The organism is Sinorhizobium numidicum (genome assembly GCF_029892045.1).
GTDB lineage: Bacteria > Pseudomonadota > Alphaproteobacteria > Rhizobiales > Rhizobiaceae > Sinorhizobium > Sinorhizobium numidicum.
In genome coordinates this window covers 2,388,335-2,408,315 of sequence record NZ_CP120368.1, presented here as the reverse complement: position 1 = coordinate 2,408,315, position 19,981 = coordinate 2,388,335, and the positions used below count along the sequence as shown (strand labels likewise).

Genomic DNA, 19,981 nt, shown 5'->3' with positions numbered 1-19,981 from the left:
CCGTGACGCTGCCGGCCTTGTCAGGCGGCGGCGATGACTTCAATCTCCACAAGCCAATCGGCCTCCAGAGTTTCGACGACCAGGGCAGTGGTCGGGACACGCCTTATCCCAAGCGCTTCCAGACGTGCGTTCTGGTTGGCCTCCGCAAAACTTCGGTCTCGAAGGTAGCTCGTCACTCGAACGATGTTGTCGGCGGTCATATCCGCTTCGGCCAGTATTCGCCGGATATTCGACCAGATCAAAGCGAGCTGATCTTCGAGCCGCTCGGGAGCATTTCCATTCTCGTCGAGCCCCATCGTGCCGCTGAGGAAGAGCAGCCGTCGGAGATCGGTCACTTCCATCGCATGCACGTAGTCTGCCGTGGCGGCATAGATTCCGTCGGTAGGGTTTTTCGGGATAGCGTTCATGGTGAACATCCTTTCGTAATGTTCTAAAATCATGATATGAAAATTAGAAAAAGGGGGGATTTGCCGAATGAATTCAAAAACAGAGGATGTTCAGCTAAACGACAGGCCTGCCCGGTCGCTGGATGCTTTCGACCGAAAGATATTAGGAGCGCTGACCGAGGATGCACGCTTGACCTACGCGGAAATCGGGCAGGCCGTCGGGCTCTCCGCCCCGGCAGTGCATGAGCGCGTCAAGCGCCTCAAGGCCGCGGGCGCGCTGATCGGGACGGCGGCCCGCATCGACGCGACGTCGGTCGGAAAACCCTTTCTGGCCTTCGTCCACGTTGATGCCGATGGCTGGGGGAAGAGCCAGCGCATGATGAAGCTAAAGGCCTTTCCGGAAGTGGAAGAGATACACTCAGTCGCCGGCGATACCTGCGTCGTGTTGAAGGTGCGGACGGCGAACGCGCAGGCAATGGAGCAATTTCTGTCGCAGCTTTACGTTCTGCCGGGCGTCAGGGGTACGCGAAGCTTTGTGGTTCTCTCGACCTATCTGGAACGCCCGGTGCAAGCCGGTATCACCACGAACTGGCCACTCATTCCGCTGCCGCCCGAGTGACGGTTTCGCGTGCCTCGCTCATCGACGGCATTGCGGCGCGGCTCGGTGCGGCATATTGCGCCTACGCGAGAAGGGTCAGTGGTAGCACGCAGCACAACGGCAGCATTCTCTCCGGCGTCATTTCCGCTACATCGTCGCGAGGTGCGCAACTGAGCGATTGACGATTGTCGGGTTAAAATTCGCCGCCTTAGCCCTTCTGCAAGGCGAGATGGGCGCCCAAGCCGACGAGGGCCGCGCCGCCGGCGCGCTGAACGAGGCGTTGGGCGCGCGTTGAGCGCTTCAGCTTCGATATCAGCGCGCCTGCAAGCACGACGCAGAGAATGTCCGCCGACGAGAACATCAGGTTGACGATCGTTCCGAGAACCACGAACTGGGCCCAGACCGGAAGCGCCGCGGAGGCGTCGATGAACTGCGGCAGGAAGGCGACGAAGAAGATCGCAGTCTTGGGATTTAAAACCTCGACGATGATGCTTTCGAGCAAGGCGCGCTGGCCGGATTTCGCCTGGACTTCGGGCAGAGCGATGTGTCCTTGCGCCTTGGCGCGGAACACGGAAATGCCGAGCCAGATGAGATAGGCGGCACCGGTCAATTTGACGGCGAGATAGAGTGTGGGCACAGCGTGAAAGAGGACGGAAAGTCCCGCAGCGGAAGCGGCGACGTGCGCATAGCCGCCGATATGAATACCGAGGGTGGCCATCAGGCCGGACCAGCGGCCGCGCGCCATTGTCTGGGCCGCTGCATAGAGCATGGCCGGCCCCGGAATATAGGCGAAAATGGCGGTGGTGATGAGAAAGGTGATCAGCAACCCGGTCGACGGCATTGTTTTCGTTCCTCTTGAGGAGCACCGCGCGTCTTTCCAAATGCGCAACGGTCGCTGTGACGGCGATCGACTATAGCGGAGGCAGGTGCCGCGTCCACAAGGAAAAGTTGCCGTTCCCCGGGATTGCGGTGGCACAACGCGTTGCGGCATAGTGAGGCGACGCGAGAGGAGCGGGTACCATGCAGCACGACGGGAGCGGTCTCCGGCATCGTTTTCGAGACATCGTCACGAGCGAGGAGCAGTTGCGGACGGTGCTGGGTCCGCCGTCGGAACGGTCGATTGCCAAGGTCTTGCGCACGATTGACGAACAGGCTCGCCATTTCATCGCCCATTCGCCTTTTGTCTTCGTCGCATCGGTCGGCGCCGATGGCCTGCTCGACGTTTCTCCGAAGGGTGATCCCGCCGGCTTCGTCAAGGTGTTGGACGAGAAGACCGTCGCAATTCCGGACCGGCCCGGCAATCGCCGGCTGGATACTTTGCGCAATGTTCTTGGCAATCCCAACGTCGGACTGATTTTCCTCATCCCGGGCGTTACCCATACGCTTCGGATGGCCGGTAAAGCGCTCATCGTTCGCGATGCCGAATTGCATGAGGCGACGATCGTCAACGGCAAGCGCCCGGAACACTGGTCGTCGAAATTTCTCACGTACTTTCCCATTGTCCGAAATGCATGGTCCGCTCGAACATGTGGCAACCGCAGGCCTGGCCCGATATCAGCCGCCTGCCATCCTTTGCGGAGATGCTGATTGCCCATGCAAAGCTGGCGGAGACGGTCGAGGAGATGCAAGCGATCGTCGACACGGGCACGCGCGACGGGCTCTATTGATGCGCCGGGCTGCCTCCTGCATCTTTCCTTAAATCGGAACCGATTTAAGGATGAAAACATACAGCAATTCAAAGTTCTACAGCGACCTTTGTGCGTCTGAAAAAACGCACGGCGCTGTAGTTGAGGCCCTACCCACCCCTCTCTCCGCAGGCTGGGAGAGGGAGCTTTGAACACCGGCGCTTGCTGCGGGTCACCTTCGCCCCGCCTGCCGGGAGAAGGCGGCCGGCAGGCCGGATGAGGGCCACTCGCCTGTCTCATCTGCTCTAATAGATCGGCATGATCTGCATTTGCGGCAGCGGTTTCGGCGCCGTCTTCGTCAGGTCCGGCCCTTGATCGCTCCAGGTCCCGCCCTCGGCGGCGAGCTTCTCGAAAAGCCTTTCCGCCTCGTCGCGCTCCGCCTTGCTCCTGAAGCGGTAGGATGGTGGCGTCGCCGTTGCGTCCCGGGGGAGGTCATACGCCTCTGCGTAGTCCGAAATCTTCGGCTGGTAGGCGTCGCTTTCAGCGATATCGACCGTATACCGCTGGAGCGCGGAGGCGAGATTGCGCCAGCGGATCCAGTAGTGGTTCTCGAAGGAGAAGCGCGCGAAGGCCTCGCCGGCCTCTATGCCTTTGCGCGATACGGCGGCAAGCATTTCCTTCGGCATGTCGAGGTTCATGCCGCCTTCCTGAGGCGTCAGAGATACATGCACGATGCGTTCGCGATGGCCTGGTGCACGCGACTGCAGGAGATCGCGCCAGTTCTGCATGGTTGCGACGATGCCGAAGAGGAAGCCGGAGAGTTCGCGGAGCGCGGAAGGATGCGCGATCGGCTGGTAGTGCCGCTGCCAGCCCTGATTGTTGTCCTCCGGCAGGAAGACATCCGGCCGTGTACCGGCATCGGCGGTGCCGGGGTAGACGAGGTTGATGGCAAAGGTGGGCCAGCGCGGCAGCGCGCGGTCGAAGAGGTGGATCGGGAAGTTGCTGCTGATGCCGCCGTCGGAGAACCAGCAAATGCGAAAGCCCGTGGGTCTCGCCCTTTGCCTTCTGCCGCCTGTCGTCAAAGCCTCGGTGCTTTCGATCACGGTCTGCTGCTCGGGTTCTTCCGGCGCAGCGTTTTCATCGGCGGGCGGTTGGGGAGCTACGCCCGCCGGTCGCTGTGGCCAGGACGGCTCGTACAGCGGCACGGCACTGATCAGGAGGGGAAAGCTGAGGCTCATGCGGGTGGCGACCAGAACCGGCATGTCCGGCCCGTGCGGCAGGCGGTAGTAGTCGCTGCCATCGACGGTGACCGGCTCTCCGGCCTTCGCCACCATCCAGTCGACGAGAGCTTTCGGGAACAGCGCTTCGAATTCCTCGCGCCGAAACCAGAAGAGCCCGCTTTCGAACGGCAGACTGCGCGGTTCCTGATGGGAAACGCCCGTCGTGATCATTTTCAGGGTGATAGCGTGCTCGGAATCGGGCTCGTTCGGGTAGCGCTCGGCGTTCCAGAGGTCCCCGAAGGTCAGCGGCTGGTCGGCGTCTTGGCCGGAAAGCGTCTGCAACGTCTCGTGCAGCGAATCGGTCAAGGCCGCCTTCCGCCGCCGGAACAGGCGTTTGCGCGGCATACCGGTGCACAATCCGAGAAAATTGCGTCGCATCACGTGGGCAACGCGGAACAACCCGAAGATGGTGCCGCCGAGATAGGCGCAGATCATCGCCGGAAGGGCGGCGGCCGCCACGCCCGTCTGGCCTCCGACGGCGTAGCCGAGGCTCAGCAGCGCGGCCAGCAGCAGGAGCATTTCGATGGGCGCGATCAGCACCACGGCGGAGAGAAGCGCCAGCATCTTGCGCATCGTGCCCGTATTGCCTGCCAGGGTGACGATCAGCCGATAAGCCCGACTCGCGCCGGCGGCGGGCTGGAAGAGGCCGTAGATGAAACCGGGCGAGGCAAGGTCCTTTGCAACCTCCCGCAAACCCTCGAAACCGACGCGGCTTTCGGGATAGGCGATTGCCGCCTTCGCATGCTTACGCCGGTCGCCTACCGCCGACGCAGCGCAGGCGGCGGCCGCAATCGCCCCTGCAGACGTGCCGCCGATATTCTTGAAACGATAGTCTTTCGAAATCGCCAGAGCGGCATGCGGATAGACGATGCCGCTGGTAATGCCGCCTTTCATGACCAGATCGCAATATTTCGTGGGAGCGCCTGCCATGGACCCCTCCTGACCCAAGCTGGATGCCGAGCGTTCATTCGACCGAAGCGCTGGCTGACCCAATTCCGGGAACTGCGTCGCCCTCATTCAAGGTTGCGCTCAATTCGTGCAACAATCCAGTGCCCAGGCGTGTTGACACCGCAGCCCGCCGCCGCGGGCGCGGAGAAGAAGCGGGGCGCACTCTGCGATCTATTGTAGTGGAAGCGGAGGTCGAACGGCTGCGGGCGTTGCAACTTGCTGCCGATTGACATTCGCTCATCCGACGGTCAGCTTCCCACCTATGTTAGAACTTTCTGAACGGGCGCGGTGCGGTCACGATATTCCCCTGCATGCCTCTTCTAACATCGGTTTTAACAATTAGGCGGAAGAGGAATTACTTAGACTGAATTTGCGCGTCAGAAGAGGACCGCACTGACGGCGGGAGTGGTGCATGCTGCGCGAAAGCCGGATCAACACACCACGAGGAGCGGGCAAGCGTGCACAGCGCCCCGGCCGCTCATCCGTGCCTGGCGGCGAGCGGCGTATCGTAACCGCCCTTTGCTACGATCTGGTCGGGTCGACCGATCTCATGCAGGTGATGGATATCGAGGATTATCAGGACCTGATGTCCGCCTTCCAGCGAGCTGCGAAACAATCGATAACCTCGCATTCGGGCGTCATGCAGCACGAGGCCGGCGACGGCGGGGTCGCGCTCTTTCCGATCGAACTCGATGCGAAGGACGCGGCCTCGCTCGCGATCCGGGCGGGGCTGAAGATCATCGAGGGCTGCAAGCGCGTCGGTCGAGAAGCGGGACGCGACGATTTGTGTGTTCGCGTCGGGATCGCGACATCCATCGCTCTCGTCCGCGAGGCACCGGAAGAGAACGGGACTCAGGAGCCGGTCACCGGGGCCGCCCTCGCGATGGCCACTCGGATCGAGGGGATCGCCGCGCCGAACAGCGTTCTGGTGTCCGAGGACACGCGAAATCTGGCGGGCCGCTCGCATGCCTTCGTGTTTCAAGGCAGCAAGGTGCTCAAAGGTTTCTCCGAGCCCGAAAAGGTTTGGCGCGCGCTCGGCCACCGGATGGAGGTTGACCGGTTCTATGCCTTCGGAAGACTCGGCGGTCCGCTCATCGATCGCGAACGCGAGCTCAATTCGATTGCCCAATGCTGGGACGGCGTTCTCGACGGTCGTGGAGCGCTGCTCCTGATCGAAGGACAGGCAGGGATCGGCAAGTCGCGCCTGCTGCGGGAAATCCGCAGAAAGACGCGTGACAGGCGATCGAAGCTGTTTTTTTTCCAATGCCTGCCCGGCGGCTTTCGCTCGACGCTTCACCCTTTGATGCACAGTTTTCCCGGCGCAATGTCGAGGGGCGGCGGGCAACTGGGCCTGACGGCTGCCACGGTGGCGACAGTGTTCCAGCGCAACGGCATCAGCGACCCGGAGGTCATCGACCTCTTCACCTATCTCCTTGGGGCGCAAGGGCGAAATGAGCGCCTGTCGCACGACGATCCGAAGATGATCCGCGAGAAGGCCCGCGGCGCCGTATTTCGCGCTCTCGAAGCCGTCTGTCGAAACGGCCCGGTAGTGGTGGCGGTCGAGGACATACACTGGATCGATCCCACGTCCGAGGACCTGCTTGGCGAGGCCGCGCGGGTCATCCACCAATTTCCCGTTCTGCTCGTCGTAACCTCGCGCCTCGGCTTTCGCTCGGATTGGCTGGACGCTGTCGATCCGACGCGCCTGTCGCTGCGTCCCCTCGATCGCGACGAGACGAGATTGGCGATCGAGGCGAGGTGGCCGGAGCATCGCCGGGCCATGCTTCCCGAGCTCTTCGACGTGACGGAGAGAATATCCGGCGGCGTTCCGCTCTTCATCGAGGAAATCTGCCAGTGGGTGTCGGAAAATGTCGGATCCGACGCCACAAGCCTGTCGGAAAGCATCAAACCTACTCAGATTTCGGCGTTCGAGGCCATATTGAACGCCCGCCTCCAGCACCTAGGCTCCGCAAGGGAGGTGGCGCGAGCGGCGGCGGTCGCCGGCACGCATGTCAATTTGCCGGTGCTACGGGCCCTGTTACCCGATTTCGGAAAGAAGGCGCTCGCGAGTGCTGCGGTTATGCTCTGCGAGACGGGATTCCTGATGCGGATCAGGGCGCCCGGGCGCGTCGCCTATGGTTTTCGGCATGTGCTGATCCAGGAGACGATCTACAAGGCCCTGTTGCGGAAACAGCGGCAGATGTTGCACCGGCGGCTCTTTGCTGCAGTGCGCGAAAATCGCGGGATCGCTCCCTGGATCGATGTCGGCGCGCTCGCCGAGCACGCGGAGCGGGCAGGGCTTCTGAAAGAGGCGATCGAGTTGTTCATACTGGCCGGAAAGGAGAATTCGAGCCGGTCGGCGATGATCGAAGCGCGACACTACCTCGAACATGCCCTGGCACTTTGCGACCAAGTGGGCGATGGGCATACGGTCGAGCCGTTGCAGCTTTCGGCGCTTACGGCACTGGGACCAATCCTGACCGGACTGGTCGGGCTGAACTCGCCGCCCGCCCGCAAGCTCTATGAAGACGGCGTGGAAATTGCCCGCCGGCAGCCGATGGAGGATCAGTCCAAATGGTTTCCGATCTATTGGGGCTGGTGGCTCACGGGGTCGGACTTTCACGTCATGCACGACCGTGCCCTGGAAGTGCAGGCCATGCTGGCGAAGGCCGATGATCCGGAAATTCAACTTCAGGTCAATCATTGCATCTGGGCCATCGATTTCAACCTCGGCCGGCACCGGGAGACCAAGGACGCCATTGAAGCCGGCCTGGCGCTCTATAACGAGCAGGCGGCGAAGAAAAGCCGGACGGAGTTCGGCGGACACGACGCGAAGGTCTGCGCTCTCGGTCAACTGTCGCTTTCCTTGTGGTTGACGGGGCAGACGAAAGCATCGGACGCGGCGCTTTCCAAAATGATCACTTTTGTTGACCGAATATCGCATGCGCCCAGCAAGGCGCATTCGCTCGATACGGAAGCTGTCTCGGCCTTTTATCGCGAGGACTTTGAACGGCTTATCAACGTTTCGGAGCGAATGGCGAGTTTTGCCAAGAAGCACGAAATGCAATCCCTGTCCGGGCTGTCGCTTCTCTTTGGAGGCTGGGCGGAGGCGCATCGCGGCAGTCTCGCGAGCGGACATAAGAGGTTCCAAGATGGGCTGCTGCTCCTGCGAGACCTCGGGGCCGTCGCCGACCTGCCGATCTATCTTTGCATGCATGCCGCGTTGCTAGGGCGTGCCGGCAAGTTGGAGTCTGCGATCGATGTTGCGAACGAAGCGATCGAAAAAGCCGAGGAGACCGGCCACGCCTACTGGCTGGCGGAGTTGCATCGCTGTCGCGCCATCCTTCATGCGCAGGCCGGGGCGAACGAGGACGCGGTTGCTGCAGACTTGCGCTCTGCTATCGAGATCGCCGAAGGCCAGGGCGCAACGGCCCTGCTGACGCGAGCCAGGCATTCGATGCAGGAGCTTGGTGTTGTCCTCGACCGGTGAAGCCGAAGGCAGGAAGACGAACGCTCCGGGAGCGGCTGGCAGCGCTCTCGCCGATCTTCATGCCTCCATTCTCTCGGGTCTGTACGCGTCGCTCTCACATCATCCTGGCGCCGAAGATATCGAACGCGCTCTCTCCGCGACTCTGCCACTCTGTCGCCGTGCGCTGATAACCCGCCTCGGTGACCTGACGGGGCTTGACCGGATCGGCCTGCCGGTCGTCCAGGCCGTTCGACCCGACGCATTTTCCGAAGTCACGTCTTTGGGGCGAGGCCTGACGAAAGCGGAGGCGGCGATAGGGGCGATCATGGAGTCGCTCGAGCGCTACTATGCCGAAGCCATTCCGCCGGAGCGGACGTTTCTTGCCACGGCCGATGAACTCGAAATCGCCGAGGGCCTATTTGAAAATTTCCTGCTGCCGGATCGCCGGGCGCGATGGCGGGCAAGGAGGATACCCTGGATTACCGGTGTCGACGTTGCGACGGGCTGCACGCAACCGGTTCCCCTGGAACTGGTGCATACCTGTTACACCGATCCGCCGCCGGCTGGTGATGGCTTGTTCATGCGTACGACCACGGGGCTCGCCTGCCACATGAATGGCTATGGCGCGTTCCTACATGGCCTGTTGGAATGCTTGGAACGCGATGCCCTCGCGCGCGCTTTTGCCACCCACGGCTTCTTCGACCGAATGCGGATTGCCCCCACCGGCTTGGGCGACCGGGTTGATTACATCCTCTCCGTTGCCAGTGCCTGCGGGATATCCTTTGCCCTGTGGCTGGCCCCTTCGCCAGCAAATGTCCGCGTGGTCTGGTGTCAGACGATAGAGACAGGTCCAGGTGAGCCGATCCTGGCCCTGCCGACGGAGGGCTATGCGGCAGGCCCGAGCCTTGCCGCTGCAGCATCGAGCGCAATGCTGGAAGCGCTCTCGGCGCGGGCAGGCGCGATCTCGGGCGCTCGTGACGATCAGACCAGGCTGCATTACAGAAGGAGCACGGATGCCGTGGTTACCAACGCCCGCCGACTTATTCTCGATAATGCGTCGGCAAGGCCCGCGACAGCAGCTCAATCGGCAGCCGTCGCCGATCTCGGCGCACTGATGGACAGGGTGATATCCGCGCGGCTCGGGCCGATACTGGCCGTGCCGGTGGGAGCTGATCGCGAAACCGGCGTGCAATGCGTGAGAACCATCCTTCCTGGCGCGTCTCCCTTTTTCGTACTGCGGTGAGCCGATGACCGATACGAACAAACAAGCTCCGATCCTGGTGTTTCTTGGCCCGACACTGCGTCTCGCCGAGGCAGAGGCGGTTCTCGATGCCATTTATCTGCAGCCGGCTGCGCAGGGCGACATACTGCTTGCTGCCCATGCTTTCCGGCCACGTGCGATGGTGCTGATCGACGGCCAATTCGAAGACAGGCCCGCCGTCCGGCACAAGGAAATCCTCTGGGCGATGGCGCAAGGGATCGTCGTGATCGGGGCTGCCAGCATGGGCGCTCTCCGGGCGGCGGAACTCGATGGGTTCGGCATGATCGGTGTCGGCCTGATCTACAGATGGTACCGTCGCTGGCGGCTTGCTCTGGGGCGGGATGCGGGCGGAAAACCGTTGCACACTTTTCCTCATCCCGCCCTGGCTCCGGACGATGCGGTGGCCGTCCATTCGGGACCGCCGCAACTCGGCTTTCTTCCGTTGACGGATTCGCACATCGATCTGCAGCGGACGTTTTCGGCCCTGATGCGGCGCAACATCATCACGCCCGGCGAGCGTGACCAACTCACAACAATGGCGCGAAATATGAATTTTCGCGAGCGCACTATCGATGCCGTCTTGCGGGCTGCTGGGTGGCGGGAAGACAGTTCAGAGGACTTACGGAAGGAAATCATAGGGCAGAAAAGGCGTGATGCGCTTCTTGCGCTAAGGGGCGCGCCGGGGCTTTTGGACCGGGGCAGCGGGTGCGTGCCCGATCGCTGGATCGCAACGAACACCTTCCTCAGGGACTTGGAGGCGAGCGGCATTGACTCAAATTTAGTGAACACTTATAAATTGAATCCGTAATTGCCGGATTTCTAATCGGGGGAGGCAATTGTTCGATGCGTCTGCTTCGGGACGATGCCCTCGAATCCGGCGACGTGCGCCTAGGCACGCGCTTCTGGATATTCCCGCAACCTCCCTTCATTCCCGGATATGAACAGCCGGATCGGGTCTGGCTGTCGATAGCACGCGATGAAATCGGTGCGGGCCCCAGTGACCCGACGATGTATGTGGTGGATGCTGTTTACGATAAGCAGCCATATGGTTTCAACCGGTTTCCGCCGTTCGACGGGGCAAGGCGCCCGCCGGCAAGGCCGGGCCCGGACCGCCATTTCGACAACCTGGATCCAGCCTCACGGCCATTTCTAGCCGTTCACGCCTACGCCTGCGTGCGTTTCGTTCTCGACATCTGGCGGAGTTATCTCGGCCGACCGATCCGGTGGTTCTTCGATCAGACGTTTCCAAGGCTCGAAATCGTCGCTTTCGTAGATTGGGACAACGCACAGGCGGGCTACGGTTTTCTGGAACTGGGCTGTTCCGGCATCGGTGGCATCAAACGGCCTTACGCACTGAATTTTGATACGATCGCTCACGAAGTTGGGCACCTCATAATGCTGTCCGAGACAGGTGTTCCAAGTGGGATATCGCGCGACGACGATTTCTTCTCGTTCTCCGAGGCCTTTTCGGACGCTGTGTCGCTCATTTCGTTCCTGCATTTCGATTCCGCGATCGATCGGCTTCTTCGGCGAACGAAAGGCAATCTGCTGCTCTATAACGAACTGAACCGGTTTGCTGAAACGAGTCCCGAGACCCAGATCCGCGTTGCTACCAATTTCCGGCAAATGTCCGCTGTGACTCGCGAAGTGCACGATCGTGCGCTTCCCTTCGTTGGAGCCATTTTTGACAGTATCGTCGATCTTTATCATCGCGATCTGGTCGCGAATGGCTGCGCGGACAGTAGCCTTCTGGATTTCGATCTTCGAGACCTGGCCCGGGACGAATTCGACCGGTTTCGTCAGGCGACGGCGGAGGCTTTCAGGGTCAAGCCGCTCATTTTTAAGCGGGCACTGACGGAAGCGCGTGATGCGATCGGGCAGGCGCTTGCCCTCTCGCTGCGGACGCTTGACCCAAACACGTTGACCCTGGCGCAGGCAGCGAGTGCCATCATCGCCAAGGCGGACGGCGCGGCGGCCGAACGACTGGAAACCAATTTTGTGTGGCGTGAGATCATCGGTTCAAGGTGAGTCATAAAGGAGGGAGAAATGAGCGATTGTTGTCGAAATCCCGGCGTCGGCGCCGGTATACCTCCAGGCACATTGCCTGACCCAGAATACGCCTCGTATCGTCCTGGCGAGGTGCGATTATATGGCCGGCCGGCTGCTTGCCGGCCGATATTCACGATTAGTGAGAGGGAAATCGATGAGCGGCTAGAAGCCGCGCTATCAAACAAGACCGCTACGGGGACTGATAATAAAGAAGCAGCAATGGCTGTCAAGAAAGTCTTTGCCGAATACCTGTCTGACACAATTATTGGCGCCAAAGGGGAAAAAGTTACGTTAGCTTTATTTATAGGTTCCGAAGTTTGTTCATTGCCTGTGCATGTCAATATTAAAGATAGTTGCTGCGGAGATGATGGAGAGTATCTGAAGAGTATTGGAGTAATATACGGCTACGCCTACGAAGGCCATTGCTACAAATTACCTAAGCCGCAGATTATGTTTTTGCCCACAGAGCCGCGAGAAATTCTCGGCGGCGAGTGCGGGTGTGATTGCGGATATGTCCCTGAACTTGGCTACGCCGTCTGGCAGATCGACAAGCTCAAGTCTGTCATAGCCGTTGACGTCCGCTCCGACGACATCAAGACATTGGTGCTGGACGAGAACATGCCAGGTAACCGTTCGCCGCTGACCTATGCGCAAACGATGGCGCTGGCGCCGCAGCGGTATCGCGACTGAGGGAGTATGTTTGCAACGCGGCCTCATGCGGCGATAATGTCGGTGCCGGCGGCGACGCAGCTCCTTGCGTCTTTTCAGACTCACAAGGGTCGCTGTAACACTCTGAACGCTGCATGTTCTTAAATCGGTCCGATTAAGAACATGCAGTAGCGCCGTGAGAAGATGATCTCGTCGAGAGAGCGGCCATGATCCTTGTAACGGGAGCCTCGGGTTATGTCGGCGGCGCCGTGTTGCGGCGGCTTTCCGAGCGGGGCCATGCCGTCTCAGGGATGGTGCGCAGTCTCGCCAGGGCAACGCAGGTCCAAACCGCCGGCTTTACTATACGGATCGCCAATTACGACGACCGGGCGAAGCTCGAACGGGCCTTTCAAGGCGTTGACCGGCTTGTCTTCGTCGCCAGCGATGGCGATGCACGCGCCGTGATGCGCCACCACGCCAATGTCATCGAGGCGGCGGCGTCCGCCGGCGTCCGGCACGTGGTCTTCACGAGTATTACCGATATCGACGAAGCGTCGAACTTCTATTTCACGCCGGTCTATAGGGACGCCGAACGCCGGCTGCTCGGCTCCGGAGTGGAGTGGACGATAGTGCGGTGCGGCCTTTATGCCGATCTCATTCTTGCGAATTGGCTCCAGCCGGCATTCGCAAGCGGGGAACTGTCGCTGCCGGTGGGGACCGCGCGTGTCGCCCCGATCTCGCGCGACGACGTGGCGGAGGCGCTCGCAACACTCGTCGCTTCAAACAGCAGCGGCAGCAAAATCTATACGCTGACCGGGCCGAAAGCATATTCGTTCGAGGAGATCGCCGAGATCGCGAGCAGCGTTTTCGACATGCCGTTGCACTACGTTTCCTGTTCGCCGGCGGACTACCTGCAGCGGGCCTGGGCGGAAATGGCGGATCCATGGCCGCATGCCTTTTCGAGCCTGTGCAAATCCATTTCCGAGGGGCGCTACACCGGTGTCTCCCCCGATTTCGAGGTCGTGTCGGGCCGGACCGGGGAGAGCTTCGAAGATTTTCTTCGGAGAATGGTTGCAACGTCTTAGGTGAGAGCGAGAAGGGATGCTCATCGCCCCACGCTCCGATTTAGCATTAAGCGAAAAAGGGGCGCGCAATTGCATGCACTACCCCCACCTCGACTGCGCGTCCGCAGGCGCCAGAGGTATTGGCGCTCGGGCTTTGCCGCGCCCATGCTTCTGCTCCATCCGGCAGAAAAGTCAGGCGGTAGGCCGGCTAAAGGATCAGACGCGAGCAAGGACCCGCGTGAGCTATTGCTATTGCAGGCTGCCGTCGCCGCTGCGGTCGGCCGTCCTGAAGTCTGCCATCACTCTGTTCATGAACTCGTTCTGGCTGATCTTGCGGTCGCGGTTGGCGTCGGTGGCTGCAAATTGCTGCGTGTTCAGAACCTGCGCCACCTCGTCGGAGCGCAGGCTGCCGTCCTTGTTCTTGTCCAGGTTCGCGAAGGCCGTCGTCATGAAGGCCTGGTATTCGGATCGGTCGACCGCGCCGTTCTTGTTGCTGTCGAGGTGGTCCATCTGCCCCTGGTACATTGCAGCGGATTGATCCTGCGCAAGGGCGAAAGCAACCTGGCTGAGCGCGAATGCCGCAGCCAAAACCAATCTTTCCATCATCCGGGTTCCTTCTCAAATCACCTGCAGGTCAAGACGGTGCCGGCTGCACCGCCGAGCGCGACGCCGGTGCCTACCGCCACGAGCTGGCCGGTTCCGGAGCCGATGGTAGCGCCGACTAAGCCGCCAAGGACTGCGCCGCCGACACTTCCGGCGATGCAGCCGAATTCGGGATTGGTTCCCGCTACTCTCTGGGGTGTCCCGGCACAGCCGGACAGGGCGAGACCGCCTGCGAGAATCAGAGTTATCGTGCGATTGCTCATTTTTTCCTCCCAATATATCCGTTCGTATTCAATACAGATCGGCGGAGGCGCCACTGAGCGGCGTCGGACGAAAATAAGCTTCTGAGTATGGCCCCTCGAAATACGAGAGGTTCTTCTGTTCGGTCAGAAGCAGCTCAATGGCAAAACATGCAGCCTGTCGACGAAGACGTTCACAGCTGCCAGTAAATACTACTGCTGCCTATGGATGAAGACAACTCTCCGGCCGTACAATCACTGATCACCAATGGCAACAAGTCGTGTCAGCCGTGATCCAAGGCTGCGGACCTCAGAGCGGCGGCCTCACGTTCCCGCTCGGCATCTATTCCGATGCGATCATGCCCGCCAGCCCGGCCTTGGCGACGGCCTGGAAGCGGTTGTGGGCATCGAATTTGCGGATGATGCCGGATTCGAGCGTCAGCGCGGCGGTCAGTTCCATGTCCATCAGTCGAGCGATGCGCGCGGCGGGGTAGCCTTCGGCCATGAAGCCGAGGCATTCGGCTTCGATCGGCGAGAGGTGAACATTCCCGGCGGCAGCGATCGGATCATCGTCGTCATCGGCCGATCCGGATTCCAGGAGCTCGGCGATCCGCTGCATCTGCCGGCGCAGGATGGATTGTTGCGCGGCGAGCTCGCGGCGGCGCGACTGCAGCGCGGCAAGAAACAGGCGGTCGGCCTCCGCCTGGCTTTCCGCCTCGTTAAGGGCCGCCATCAGTTCCTGGATCGCGGCGATCGGCATGTCGATTTCCCGGCAGGCATTGATCACCGCCATGCGGCGGATATGTGCCTCGCCGTAGACGCGCATCGGCCCGAGGCGCGCTGCCCGCAGCAACCCCTTCTCCTCGTAGAAATGAAGCGTGCGGTGGGTCACGCCGAAGGCCTCCGCCATCTCGGCAATCGCGAGCCGGTCCTGCGAGCCATGGTAAGGAATCGACAGCCTCGGCAGAAAGCCGACAGGGTCAGGCGCTTCCCCGAGGCCGGCGTGCTTCCTTGAATCCTGCGACATTCAAAGCCCCCCGTTCGCACGATTAGACGTACTGCGATCCATCAGACCGCAACCGCCGATACCTGTTGTCCGTGAGGCACACCATGCGCAAGGCACGGATACTGCAGACCAATGTGCTGGCCCTTAAGCGATCATCGCAGCCTTAAGCGGGTGCAACGTCGACGAGCCGGAGCTTGTTTGCGCGTTCGCGTGAACGTGCGGTGCTCCCTTGAGCAACCAGGCATAAAATCCAACGCACATGTTCACGGTAAGCGCGAATCACCGAAATGAACACCCCTCAATGTCGCGGGCAAATGCGTTTCGGCGCCGCGTCCGGAAGGGGCGCGGCGCTGAGAACCGCGGATCAGAGCGTCGCGCTATAGTTCAGCGGTACCCAATCGAAGTTGTCGCTGTCCGTGCCGACATGGCCGATGCCGGGGAAACGCGTATGCGCGCCGGCAACGAGGTATCCCTCCTTGACCGCCTCAGCGAAGGCAGCATCGCGCGCGCTTGCAGCCGCGGCCGGGTCCTCGTCGAAGCCGATCGTCACGTCCGGCTCGTCAAACTGCACGACATCGCCGTGGGTGATGTCGCCCCAGAATACGAGCTTCTGGCCCTTGCTCTCGATGGCGACCGCGCTATGGCCGGGAGTATGGCCGGCACGCAGGATCGTCTTGAAGCCCGGCACCGGCTCGGTCCCGTCGGCAAAGGTTTTCAGCCGGCCGGCGTCGCGGTAAGGCGCAAGCGCCTGCACGGCCATCGAGAAGAAGTCCTTTTTCGCCTCCGGTGCGGCGTCGCGGTTGGCAGAGCTCAGCCAGAAATCGGCATCGCGCTGGTTCAGGTGAACCGTCGCGTTGGGAAAGACGATCTTTTCCCCGGCAACGAGGCCGCCCAGGTGATCCACATGGGCATGGGTGAGGATGACGTCGTCGATCTGCTCCGGCTGGTAGCCGGCGGCGACGAGGTTGGGAACGAGCTTGCCGAGTGTCGGGCCGAAGAAGCCACCGCTGCCGGAATCGATAAGCACCAGCCGGTCATTCGTGTTGACCAGAAAGGCATTGATCGACAGCTCGACCGGCGACTCGAGGAATGCCTTGTTGAGCAGCGCAGCAATCTCGTCCTTGGGGCCGACATAAAACGATTCGACTGGGAACTTGACCGTTCCGTCGGAAAGCGCGGTGATCTCGAAGTCGCCCAGCATGATGCGATAGTAGCCCGGAGCCTGCGACTTGATTTGCGGCGCCTTCGCGACCGCGCCGAGCGGCGCGAGCGTCGTCATGGCCGTGGCGGCCAGCATGAGGGACAGCGTTCCCTTGAGTACCGATCTGCGAGTGGTCATCATTCTCTCCTCAGTCGTTGTTTGAAGCGATGCGGACGGGGGCAGACCACTGCGGGTCCTGCTCTGGTCCGCGCTGGATGGGCGAAGCTGGGTAGGGCGGAAAATAGTTATTGCGGGCGGAAAGACATTTCTACTTGCTCCACCTCAGTGACCGATGACCTTGAGCGGACTGTCGGCGGATATGATGAAGAATGGTTCGTCGCCGTTAAGAGGTCCGAGCTTCTGCTGGCACTCGAGGGCCTCTTGGAAGCTGCCGCGTGTCAGCAGCTTTCGGTAGCGCGCGGTTGCCGACATGCATTGCATCAGCGCGCTTTGGACGCCTTCGAGGGCAGCATGGGCGTAGATCTCGCCGTCGAGCGCAAAAAGCTGTGCGGCAAGCGAAGTGCTCTCGTAAAGAATGTCGGGTTCGCTCGCGAGCCGGTCCGCCGCGATGAAATCATGCCGTAAGGGGATGCCTTCGCCCTCGTGCCAAAGGGTGATGCGGATGCCGGGCGCCGGCGCGTCATGCCAGGCGAGCGTGATCGAAAATGTCAGTGCCTGACTGGCGGCCGGTGTGTGCCTGTCGTTGGCCGCGCTTGCCCGGGCAAGTGTCTTGTGGCCGAGCGCGGCCTCGCGCAGCATCGCTGCGAAACGCTTGGTGTCTTCGTGCTCCGGGCCGATCACCCTCACGCTGACGGATGGAAGCTCCCGGAGGGCGGCCATCGACCCGTTGACCAGCTTGGCCTCCGCGTCGATATGGAGCGTCATTTCCGGCGATGGCAGAGGCGCAAAAAGGAGAAGCGGCAGAACACTCAGCACGGCCCAGGGCGAGGAGAGGGGGGCGGGTTGCCATGAAGGCCGGCGCCCGCGACGGCTCCCGCCGGTCTGGTCGGCCGAGGGACCCATATTGCCGGAGGTCCGCGGGCTCAATCGTCGGTATTCCGGGACGTAAGTTCCCTTCGGAATGGTGATCTGCCATTCCTCGTCTACACCTTCTGCCTCGTAAAAGGCCTTTAGCAGCTTGCGCAGCTTTCCGGCATGGACACGCACGAGTGGATCGCTGTCGGCGTTGAAGGTCGGACTGCGCCCGAAAACATCGACGGCGATCGTGTATCCCTTCAACTGGGAGCCTTCGCCGGCCAATTCCTTTTCGACCACATAGGCGAGGAAACCGCGCAGACGCTCCGAGCGTTGAAAGTCCTTGCTGTCAAGAATCCGGCCGAGCGCAAGCCGGATCGTCTCCTCACAGGGCCTTTCGGCTGGCGTCATCGATGTGGCTCCGAAAGATGCGGCAGCGTGCCGGAACAAATGACGGTTTTCGAAAATAAGCAACTTTAACCTGATTCGAAACTTAGGCCCAATAATGGTGGTTGTCAGGTTTGAAGACAAAAAATGTCAGCTTTTCCTAAAGAAGATGCGAAATTGGATCGATTCGGCGAGGGGTCGCCATTCGCCGTCGCAGGTGGGGGCGCGGCTTGCCGCCAACCCGCTCTCGCCGCAGGCGAGGAGAGGGGATTGGCGGCAGGCGCTAAAGCACAAAGCTTTGATGAGATTGACCGCTTTGCCACAGACCGCGAATGCTTTGCCGCGATCCCATCCAGCCACTGCATGGTTCCTTAAACCGGAACCCGCACGGCGCTGTAGGCTAGCCGGCGCTGGGATATTCGAGTTTTGGATACCAGTTGGCGCCGCGGCCTTCGGGCGTGGTGTCGAGCAGGGTCCATAGCGGGTCCGGATCCGGCGCGTCGCGGGGGTCTTGTCCGGGATCGGCCATCTCGCTGCTCATTTCGGCGCTCCAGAAATGCCGGATCGTGCCGTCCCGGCGGGTAAAGACCGTGTAGGCGGGAACGTCGGCATCGTCGGCGCTGACATAGTCGCGCGTAAAGCTGCCGTCGCTGTCGGAGTAGACCTTCAACTGCCTCCAGCCTCGCGCCTTCTTGGCCGCGACCAGCCGCTCGATCGGCGAGCGGGCGACCATGGCAAGCGCCACGCGTTGCTCGATGTCCGGCACCTTGCCTTCCCAGGATGCCATCAGTGAGGTGCACATGGGGCAGGGCTTCTCGCGCTCAGGGCCGAACATGTAGCTGTAGATGATCAGCGTGTCCTTGTCGCCGAAGAGATCGGCAAGGGCAACCGGCCCGTTTTCGCCTTCGAACCGGTAATCTTTCGTCACTTCACCGCCCGGCGGCAATTGCCGGCGCCGTTCCGCCACCCGCTCGATGTGGCGTCTGAGTTCGATCTCCTCGGCAAGAAGCGCGTTGCGCGCCTGTCGATACTCGGCGCTCTCATTGGGAAAGCGGGCGCGATTCTTTGCCGCCAGTTCCTTTGCGGGCGTGAGTGTGGCTTGCGTTGTCATGATGGCTCTCCTCTCGGTTTCGGCGCTTGGCGCCTCATCCTGTTTCGGTGAACTATTAACGTTGATATCAACATAAATCGGCGGTGTCAAAACGACCGAGCAAAACCCGGCAAGGGTGATTCCGGTTTTGCAAAATCTGCGGTAGAACTGCGGCAACGTCATGATACGCTCCTTGGTACAACCTTGGGCCGCCTCTCCGAAAGTTCCGATATGCCGGCAAAACTGTCCGTGAATCTCAATGCTGTCGCAATGCTGCGCAACCGGCGCGACCTTCCCTGGCCGTCCGTAACCGGTCTCGGCCGCATCGCGCTTCAGGCGGGGGCGAGCGGGCTGACCGTCCACCCGCGCCCCGACCAGCGCCACATCCGCTTTTCCGACCTCCAGCCGATCCGCGACCTCATCGACGATGAATTTCCCGAAGCGGAATTCAATATGGAGGGTTTTCCGAACGAGGCGTTTCTGGAGCTTGTCGAGCGGCACGAGCCGGAGCAGGTGACGCTGGTGCCGGACGATCCGGCGCAGGCGACTTCCGATCACGGCTGGGACTTCCGCAAGAACCACAATCTGCTCGGCAATGTGGTCGGACGGCTCAAGAAAAAGGGTTTTCGTGTATCGCTCTTCGCCGATGGCGATCCGAACCCGGAAGCGCTCAAGATTGCGAGGGAGACCGGTGCGGACCGGATCGAGCTTTACACCGGGCCCTATGGCGGCTGCTACGACGATCAGGAAAAGGCCGAGCGGATCGCCGCCGAACTCGGACGTACGGCGGAGATCGCGATCGGGCTCGGCCTTGCCGTGAATGCCGGCCATGACTTGACGGTTGCCAATCTGCCGCTCTTGGCCAGCCACATCCCGGCGCTTGCCGAAGTCTCGATCGGCCATGGCCTGACGGCCGATGCGCTCGAATACGGCATGGCCGAAACGGTACGCCGCTTCCGCCGTGCCTGCGGCGAGGCGGTGTAGGGGCAAAAGTGGCAACAACGAAAAGAGGCCTCCCGGCCGGATGAGAGACATCGCGGCTTGATTTCACGCGAACGCTGAAAGAGGCCGGGCTCCCGCACTTCCGACTCGTTGCGCGTCGCTGCTTGCGATGCCCCTTCATCCATGCAATATCCATACATTACCTAAATG

At 61.3% G+C, this 19,981-nt stretch carries 18 protein-coding genes; 9 read left to right on the top strand and 9 right to left on the bottom strand.

What is annotated here, in order from left to right; genetic code table 11:
- Positions 1–20: 20 nt before the first annotated feature.
- On the bottom strand, positions 21–407 hold the full coding sequence (locus PYH37_RS22790; RefSeq protein WP_280733685.1) for a RidA family protein: 387 nt from the start codon (positions 405–407) through the stop codon (positions 21–23).
- Positions 408–474: 67 nt separating this feature from the next.
- On the opposite strand from PYH37_RS22790, the gene PYH37_RS22785 reads away from it, so the two are divergent.
- Positions 475–1,005, top strand: coding sequence for an Lrp/AsnC family transcriptional regulator (locus PYH37_RS22785; RefSeq protein ID WP_280733684.1), 531 nt, complete (start codon positions 475–477; stop codon positions 1,003–1,005).
- A 187-nt stretch (positions 1,006–1,192) separates the two neighbouring features.
- Here the strand turns inward: PYH37_RS22785 and PYH37_RS22780 are convergent, their stop codons facing one another.
- Positions 1,193–1,825 (bottom strand): LysE family translocator, encoded by a 633-nt coding sequence (locus tag PYH37_RS22780; protein WP_280733682.1) that lies wholly within the window; start codon positions 1,823–1,825, stop codon positions 1,193–1,195.
- A 179-nt stretch (positions 1,826–2,004) separates the two neighbouring features.
- Here PYH37_RS22780 and PYH37_RS22775 point away from each other — a divergent pair, with 179 nt between their 5' ends.
- Positions 2,005–2,571 carry an MSMEG_1061 family FMN-dependent PPOX-type flavoprotein gene (locus tag PYH37_RS22775; RefSeq protein ID WP_280733681.1) on the top strand — a complete coding sequence of 189 codons (567 nt, stop codon included), beginning with the start codon at positions 2,005–2,007 and terminating at the stop codon, positions 2,569–2,571.
- Between the two features lie 343 nt (positions 2,572–2,914).
- On the opposite strand, the gene PYH37_RS22770 is transcribed toward PYH37_RS22775, so the two are convergent.
- Entirely contained in the window at positions 2,915–4,819 is a 1,905-nt protein-coding gene (locus tag PYH37_RS22770) for a patatin-like phospholipase family protein (RefSeq protein ID WP_280733680.1), read from the bottom strand.
- A 430-nt stretch (positions 4,820–5,249) separates the two neighbouring features.
- Here PYH37_RS22770 and PYH37_RS22765 point away from each other — a divergent pair, with 430 nt between their 5' ends.
- From PYH37_RS22765 to PYH37_RS22740, 6 genes are all read left to right on the top strand, one after another.
- Entirely contained in the window at positions 5,250–8,327 is a 3,078-nt protein-coding gene (locus PYH37_RS22765) for an ATP-binding protein (protein WP_280733679.1), read from the top strand.
- A complete protein-coding gene (locus tag PYH37_RS22760; protein ID WP_280733678.1) occupies positions 8,311–9,549 on the top strand; it encodes a YcaO-like family protein in 1,239 nt (412 codons plus the stop codon). The genes PYH37_RS22765 and PYH37_RS22760 overlap by 17 nt, the downstream gene beginning before the upstream one ends.
- Before the next feature lie 4 nt (positions 9,550–9,553).
- Entirely contained in the window at positions 9,554–10,375 is an 822-nt protein-coding gene (locus PYH37_RS22755) for a TfuA-like protein (RefSeq protein ID WP_280733677.1), read from the top strand.
- 35 nt (positions 10,376–10,410) lie between these two features.
- Positions 10,411–11,595: a gluzincin family metallopeptidase gene (locus PYH37_RS22750; protein WP_280733676.1), complete on the top strand. Its 1,185-nt coding sequence runs from the start codon at positions 10,411–10,413 to the stop codon at positions 11,593–11,595.
- An 18-nt stretch (positions 11,596–11,613) separates the two neighbouring features.
- Positions 11,614–12,306, top strand: coding sequence for a hypothetical protein (locus tag PYH37_RS22745; protein ID WP_280733675.1), 693 nt, complete (start codon positions 11,614–11,616; stop codon positions 12,304–12,306).
- Positions 12,307–12,491: 185 nt separating this feature from the next.
- Complete coding sequence (locus tag PYH37_RS22740; RefSeq protein ID WP_280733674.1) at positions 12,492–13,349, top strand: NAD(P)H-binding protein; 858 nt, start codon at positions 12,492–12,494, stop codon at positions 13,347–13,349.
- Positions 13,350–13,577: 228 nt separating this feature from the next.
- Here the strand turns inward: PYH37_RS22740 and PYH37_RS22735 are convergent, their stop codons facing one another.
- The 6 genes from PYH37_RS22735 to PYH37_RS22710 form a co-directional block, all read right to left on the bottom strand.
- The gene (locus tag PYH37_RS22735; protein WP_280736140.1) at positions 13,578–13,931 is read right to left on the bottom strand and encodes an EF-hand domain-containing protein; all 354 of its coding nucleotides are present in this window, start codon (positions 13,929–13,931) and stop codon (positions 13,578–13,580) included.
- Between the two features lie 20 nt (positions 13,932–13,951).
- Positions 13,952–14,194, bottom strand: a complete 243-nt coding sequence (locus tag PYH37_RS22730) for a hypothetical protein (protein ID WP_280733673.1) — start codon at positions 14,192–14,194, stop codon at positions 13,952–13,954.
- A gap of 319 nt (positions 14,195–14,513) precedes the next feature.
- Entirely contained in the window at positions 14,514–15,197 is a 684-nt protein-coding gene (locus PYH37_RS22725; RefSeq protein ID WP_280733672.1) for a MerR family transcriptional regulator, read from the bottom strand.
- 343 nt (positions 15,198–15,540) lie between these two features.
- Positions 15,541–16,515: an MBL fold metallo-hydrolase gene (locus PYH37_RS22720; RefSeq protein WP_280733671.1), complete on the bottom strand. Its 975-nt coding sequence runs from the start codon at positions 16,513–16,515 to the stop codon at positions 15,541–15,543.
- Between the two features lie 144 nt (positions 16,516–16,659).
- Entirely contained in the window at positions 16,660–17,763 is a 1,104-nt protein-coding gene (locus tag PYH37_RS22715) for a hypothetical protein (protein ID WP_280733669.1), read from the bottom strand.
- A gap of 376 nt (positions 17,764–18,139) precedes the next feature.
- Positions 18,140–18,850: a DUF899 family protein gene (locus PYH37_RS22710; protein ID WP_280733668.1), complete on the bottom strand. Its 711-nt coding sequence runs from the start codon at positions 18,848–18,850 to the stop codon at positions 18,140–18,142.
- A 210-nt stretch (positions 18,851–19,060) separates the two neighbouring features.
- Here PYH37_RS22710 and PYH37_RS22705 point away from each other — a divergent pair, with 210 nt between their 5' ends.
- Positions 19,061–19,813, top strand: coding sequence for a pyridoxine 5'-phosphate synthase (locus PYH37_RS22705; RefSeq protein WP_280733666.1), 753 nt, complete (start codon positions 19,061–19,063; stop codon positions 19,811–19,813).
- Positions 19,814–19,981: the final 168 nt, after the last annotated feature.

What these genes read in the sequence shown, in the direction of transcription:
- PYH37_RS22710 (WP_280733668.1), bottom strand. Translation starts at nt 18,850, where the DNA reads ATGACAACGCAAGCCACACTCACGCCCGCAAAGGAACTGGCGGCAAAG.
- PYH37_RS22715 (WP_280733669.1), bottom strand. Translation starts at nt 17,763, where the DNA reads ATGACGCCAGCCGAAAGGCCCTGTGAGGAGACGATCCGGCTTGCGCTC.
- PYH37_RS22780 (WP_280733682.1), bottom strand. Translation starts at nt 1,825, where the DNA reads ATGCCGTCGACCGGGTTGCTGATCACCTTTCTCATCACCACCGCCATT.
- PYH37_RS22790 (WP_280733685.1), bottom strand. Translation starts at nt 407, where the DNA reads ATGAACGCTATCCCGAAAAACCCTACCGACGGAATCTATGCCGCCACG.
- PYH37_RS22705 (WP_280733666.1), top strand. Translation starts at nt 19,061, where the DNA reads ATGCCGGCAAAACTGTCCGTGAATCTCAATGCTGTCGCAATGCTGCGC.
- PYH37_RS22765 (WP_280733679.1), top strand. Translation starts at nt 5,250, where the DNA reads ATGCTGCGCGAAAGCCGGATCAACACACCACGAGGAGCGGGCAAGCGT.
- PYH37_RS22775 (WP_280733681.1), top strand. Translation starts at nt 2,005, where the DNA reads ATGCAGCACGACGGGAGCGGTCTCCGGCATCGTTTTCGAGACATCGTC.
- PYH37_RS22785 (WP_280733684.1), top strand. Translation starts at nt 475, where the DNA reads ATGAATTCAAAAACAGAGGATGTTCAGCTAAACGACAGGCCTGCCCGG.
- PYH37_RS22750 (WP_280733676.1), top strand. Translation starts at nt 10,411, where the DNA reads ATGCGTCTGCTTCGGGACGATGCCCTCGAATCCGGCGACGTGCGCCTA.
- PYH37_RS22725 (WP_280733672.1), bottom strand. Translation starts at nt 15,197, where the DNA reads ATGTCGCAGGATTCAAGGAAGCACGCCGGCCTCGGGGAAGCGCCTGAC.
- PYH37_RS22720 (WP_280733671.1), bottom strand. Translation starts at nt 16,515, where the DNA reads ATGACCACTCGCAGATCGGTACTCAAGGGAACGCTGTCCCTCATGCTG.
- PYH37_RS22730 (WP_280733673.1), bottom strand. Translation starts at nt 14,194, where the DNA reads ATGAGCAATCGCACGATAACTCTGATTCTCGCAGGCGGTCTCGCCCTG.
- PYH37_RS22755 (WP_280733677.1), top strand. Translation starts at nt 9,554, where the DNA reads ATGACCGATACGAACAAACAAGCTCCGATCCTGGTGTTTCTTGGCCCG.
- PYH37_RS22735 (WP_280736140.1), bottom strand. Translation starts at nt 13,931, where the DNA reads ATGGAAAGATTGGTTTTGGCTGCGGCATTCGCGCTCAGCCAGGTTGCT.
- PYH37_RS22740 (WP_280733674.1), top strand. Translation starts at nt 12,492, where the DNA reads ATGATCCTTGTAACGGGAGCCTCGGGTTATGTCGGCGGCGCCGTGTTG.
- PYH37_RS22770 (WP_280733680.1), bottom strand. Translation starts at nt 4,819, where the DNA reads ATGGCAGGCGCTCCCACGAAATATTGCGATCTGGTCATGAAAGGCGGC.
- PYH37_RS22745 (WP_280733675.1), top strand. Translation starts at nt 11,614, where the DNA reads ATGAGCGATTGTTGTCGAAATCCCGGCGTCGGCGCCGGTATACCTCCA.